3 protein-coding genes are annotated in these 3,983 nt (G+C 56.4%); 2 read left to right on the top strand and 1 reads right to left on the bottom strand.

The features are described from left to right. A partial coding sequence (locus tag Q7T06_RS11325) for a tetrahydrofolate dehydrogenase/cyclohydrolase catalytic domain-containing protein (protein WP_304784708.1) occupies window positions 1–449 on the bottom strand: 449 nt, incomplete at its 3' end. Window positions 450–732: 283 nt separating this feature from the next. Here Q7T06_RS11325 and aceE point away from each other — a divergent pair. Together aceE and Q7T06_RS11335 are read left to right on the top strand one after the other, a co-directional pair. After that, complete coding sequence (gene aceE / locus Q7T06_RS11330; protein WP_304784709.1) at window positions 733–3,429, top strand: pyruvate dehydrogenase (acetyl-transferring), homodimeric type; 2,697 nt, start codon at window positions 733–735, stop codon at window positions 3,427–3,429. Window positions 3,430–3,555: 126 nt separating this feature from the next. After that, window positions 3,556–3,983: biotin/lipoyl-containing protein (locus tag Q7T06_RS11335; RefSeq protein WP_304784711.1), on the top strand; the 428-nt coding region annotated here is incomplete at its 3' end.

Genomic DNA, 3,983 nt, shown 5'->3' on the forward strand with positions numbered 1-3,983 from the left:
TCTATCAGCTTCATGCAACCGTAAGGCGTGCAAGGGCGGAAGCCCGGCAAGCCAGTCAGCAGTTCGCCCGCGCTCAAGACCGAATAGCCATCTACATCCTTGCGTGGCGAAATGGCTTCTATGACCTTGTTTGGATCGATATGCTTGGGTAGCGGCATTTGCACCAGTATCCCGTGTATTGCCGGATCATTGTTCAGCGCAGCAATACGCGCCAGCAAGGCCGCCTCAGTCATGTCGGCATCGTATTTTTCGAGCACTGAATGCAAGCCATTGTCTACGCAAGCCTTGACCTTGTTGCGTACATAGACTTGCGAAGCCGGGCTGTCGCCGACCAGTATCACCGCCAGGCCAGGCTGTTTGCCTTGGGCTGTCAGTGCGGCGGCGCGGACTGCGACATCTTTGCGTAATTGTTGGGAGAGCAGGTTTCCATCGATGATTTGTGCGGTCATGGCTTCAATGAGGTGGTTGGATGGCGAAAGCCTGATTATAAGGGGATGTGCAGACGAGGGTGACATAAGGCGCTTTGGCATGGCTGGCGGCGATTAAATCGCGTTAAAAAATGCTGCTATGCCACATAATTTCGCATTATGAAAAATGATATCGCCATTTGAAAATAACAAAAACAGCTGTTAAACTCGCGACAATCCGCAGCACAATATGCGTAACCAGTTTCAAAAAAATAGCTGTCCGTTTTTACAAAGAACGGCACACAAGATAAATCAGGAGACACAGATGTCAGCCCAAATCGACCAGGTACTGGCGCAAGCCGCCAACGACCCAGATGTAATGGAAACGCAAGAGTGGCTCGACGCCCTCGAAGCGGTTATCGAAAACGAGGGCCCTGAGCGCGCTCATTACCTGATGGAGCGCCTGATCGATCTGGCCCGTCGTCGCGGTGCGCAGGTGCCATTTTCCAGCACGACTGCTTACGTCAATACGATTCCTGCTGATTTCGGTGAGAACTCTCCCGGCAACATGGAGTATGAAGAGCGCCTGCGCTCATGGATGCGCTGGAATGCGATGGCGATGGTCGTCAAGGCCAATCGCGTCGATGGCGATTTGGGCGGCCACATCTCCAGCTTTGCCTCGCTGGCCAATATGCTGGGTACCGGCTTCAACCATTTCTGGCATGCGCCTACCGAAGATCACGGTGGCGATCTGCTGTATATACAAGGTCATTCCTCGCCCGGCGTCTATGCCCGCGCCTTCCTCGAAGGCCGCTTGAGCGAAGAGCAATTGCTCAACTTCCGCCGCGAAGTCGATGGCAAGGGTTTGTCTTCCTACCCGCATCCAAAACTGATGCCGGACTTCTGGCAATTCCCTACAGTATCGATGGGCTTGGGCCCGCTGATGGCAATTTACCAAGCGCGTTTCCTCAAGTATTTGCACGCACGCGAACTGGCGAAAACCGATAACCGCAAGGTCTGGGTATTCTGCGGCGACGGCGAGATGGATGAGCCGGAATCGATGGGCGCAATCGGCGTGGCTGGTCGCGAACAACTCGACAACCTGGTCATGGTCGTCAACTGCAACCTGCAGCGCCTCGACGGCCCGGTGCGCGGCAACGGCAAGATCATCCAGGAACTCGAAGGCGAATTCCGCGGTGCCGGCTGGAACGTCATCAAGGTCATCTGGGGTTCGAACTGGGATCCATTGCTGGCCAAGGATAAAGAAGGCATCCTGCAGCGCGTGATGATGGAAACGCTGGATGGCGAATACCAGAATTACAAGGCCAAGGATGGCGCCTATGTGCGCAAGCATTTCTTCGGCAAGCATCCAAAGTTGCTGGAAATGGTATCGCGCATGTCGGACGACGACATCTGGCATTTGCTGCGCGGCGGCCACGATCCACACAAGATTTACGCCGGCTTCAAGCAGGCGCAGGAACACAAGGGGCAGCCTACCGTCTTGCTGGTCAAGACCGTCAAGGGTTACGGCATGGGCAAGTCGGGCGAAGCGCGCAATACTGCGCACCAGACCAAGAAGCTCGACGATGAAGCCGTGCGCGAAATGCGCGATCGCTTTTCCTTGCCGATTCCGGATGATGAACTGCACGATATTCCATTCTTCAAACCGGCTGACGATGCGCCGGAAATGAAATACCTGCATGAGCGTCGTGCTGCACTGGGCGGTTACCTGCCGCAGCGTCGCAAGCAAGCCGATGAAAAACTGCCGGTGCCTGAACTGTCTGCATTCAAGGCAGTGCTGGACCCGACTGCAGAAGGCCGTGAAATCTCGACCACGCAAGCCTATGTGCGCATCATGTCCATCCTGTTGCGCGATGAACATCTGGGCAAGCGCGTCGTACCTATCTTGGTCGATGAATCGCGCACCTTCGGCATGGAAGGCCTGTTCCGCCAGATCGGCATCTACAACCGCGAAGGCCAGTTGTACGAGCCGGTCGACAAGGATCAGGTCAGCTACTACCGTGAAGACAAGGCTGGACAAATCCTGCAAGAGGGCATCAACGAAGCCGGCGCAATGAGTTCATGGATTGCCGCTGCAACTTCATACTCAAGCAACAACCGCATTATGGTGCCGTTCTACACCTTCTACTCGATGTTCGGCCTGCAACGCATAGGCGACCTGGCATGGGCAGCGGGCGACATGCGCGCACGCGGCTTCCTGCTCGGCGGTACCGCAGGACGCACGACGCTGAACGGCGAAGGCTTGCAGCATGAAGATGGTCATAGCCATATCCTCGCTTCGACGATCCCGAACTGCGTGCCTTACGATCCGACCTTCGCGCATGAAGTCGCCGTCATCATGCAGGATGGCTTGAAGCGCATGATAGAGAATCAGGAAGATGTGTTCTATTACATCACGCTGATGAATGAAAACTATCCGCAGCCGGGTATCAAGGCTGGCCAGGAAGCCAACATCATCAAGGGTCTGTACCTGCTGCAGGAAGGCACGAAAAAATCCAAGCATCGCGTGCAATTGATGGGCTCAGGCACCATCCTGCGCGAAGTGATCGCGGCCGCCGATTTGTTGCAGGAAGACTGGGGCATCGTCGCCGACGTCTGGTCCGCACCGTCGTTCACGCTGCTGGCGCGCGATGGCCAGGATGTCGAGCGCTGGAACATGCTGCACCCGGCCGAGACGCCGCGCGTGGCGCACGTCACGCAATCGCTGCAAGGCACTGCCGGTCCTATCGTGGTGGCCACCGATTACATGCGTACGTTTGCAGAACAGGTACGCGCCTTCATTCCGAAAGAGCGTACTTACAAAGTGCTGGGTACAGACGGTTTCGGCCGTTCGGACAGCCGCGCCAAACTGCGCGAATTCTTTGAAGTCAACCGCTACTTCGTGACTGTGGCGGCACTCAAGGCGCTGGCTGACGAAGGTGCGATTTCCGTTTCGGTGGTGTCGCAGGCGATTGCGAAGTACGGCATCAATCCGGAAAAAGTTAATCCGGTAACGCTGTAATCCAGATATAAAAATCCTTCCTCATCGATGAGGTGACGGGGATGCAGATGGTGCGCAGAATGACTGCCTGCCATCTGCCTCCCCGCTGTCATGATGGTGGACACGCAAACAAGCGGAGATAAAACGATGAGCATGGTCGAAGTCAAAGTCCCGGATATCGGTGATTTCAAGGAAGTGGAAATCATAGAGTTGCTGGTCAAGGTGGGCGATACGATCAAGGTCGATCAATCGCTGATTACGGTTGAGTCCGATAAAGCCAGCATGGAAATTCCATCCAGCCACGCCGGTGTCGTGAAAGAAATCAAGGTCAAGCTGGGCGACAAGGTTGCTGAAGGTTCCCTGCTGTTGGTGGTGGATGCAGCGGCTGAATCTGCCGCCGCGCCTGCAGCGCCAGCCAAAGCCGAACCAGCCCAGGCGGCAGCGCCAGTGGCAGCTCCTGCCGCAGCAGTTGCAGCGCCGGCACCAGCACCAGTGGCCGCAGCTCCAGTTGAAGCGCCGGTGGCTGCACCTGCACCGGTCGCAGCGCAGCCTGCTGCTCTAGCGCCTGCAGCCGC

The sequence above is a fragment of the Herminiimonas sp. genome, assembly GCF_030645555.1.
In the GTDB taxonomy this organism is placed as follows: domain Bacteria; phylum Pseudomonadota; class Gammaproteobacteria; order Burkholderiales; family Burkholderiaceae_D; genus Oxalicibacterium.

What these genes read in the sequence shown, in the direction of transcription:
- aceE (WP_304784709.1), top strand. Translation starts at nt 733, where the DNA reads ATGTCAGCCCAAATCGACCAGGTACTGGCGCAAGCCGCCAACGACCCA.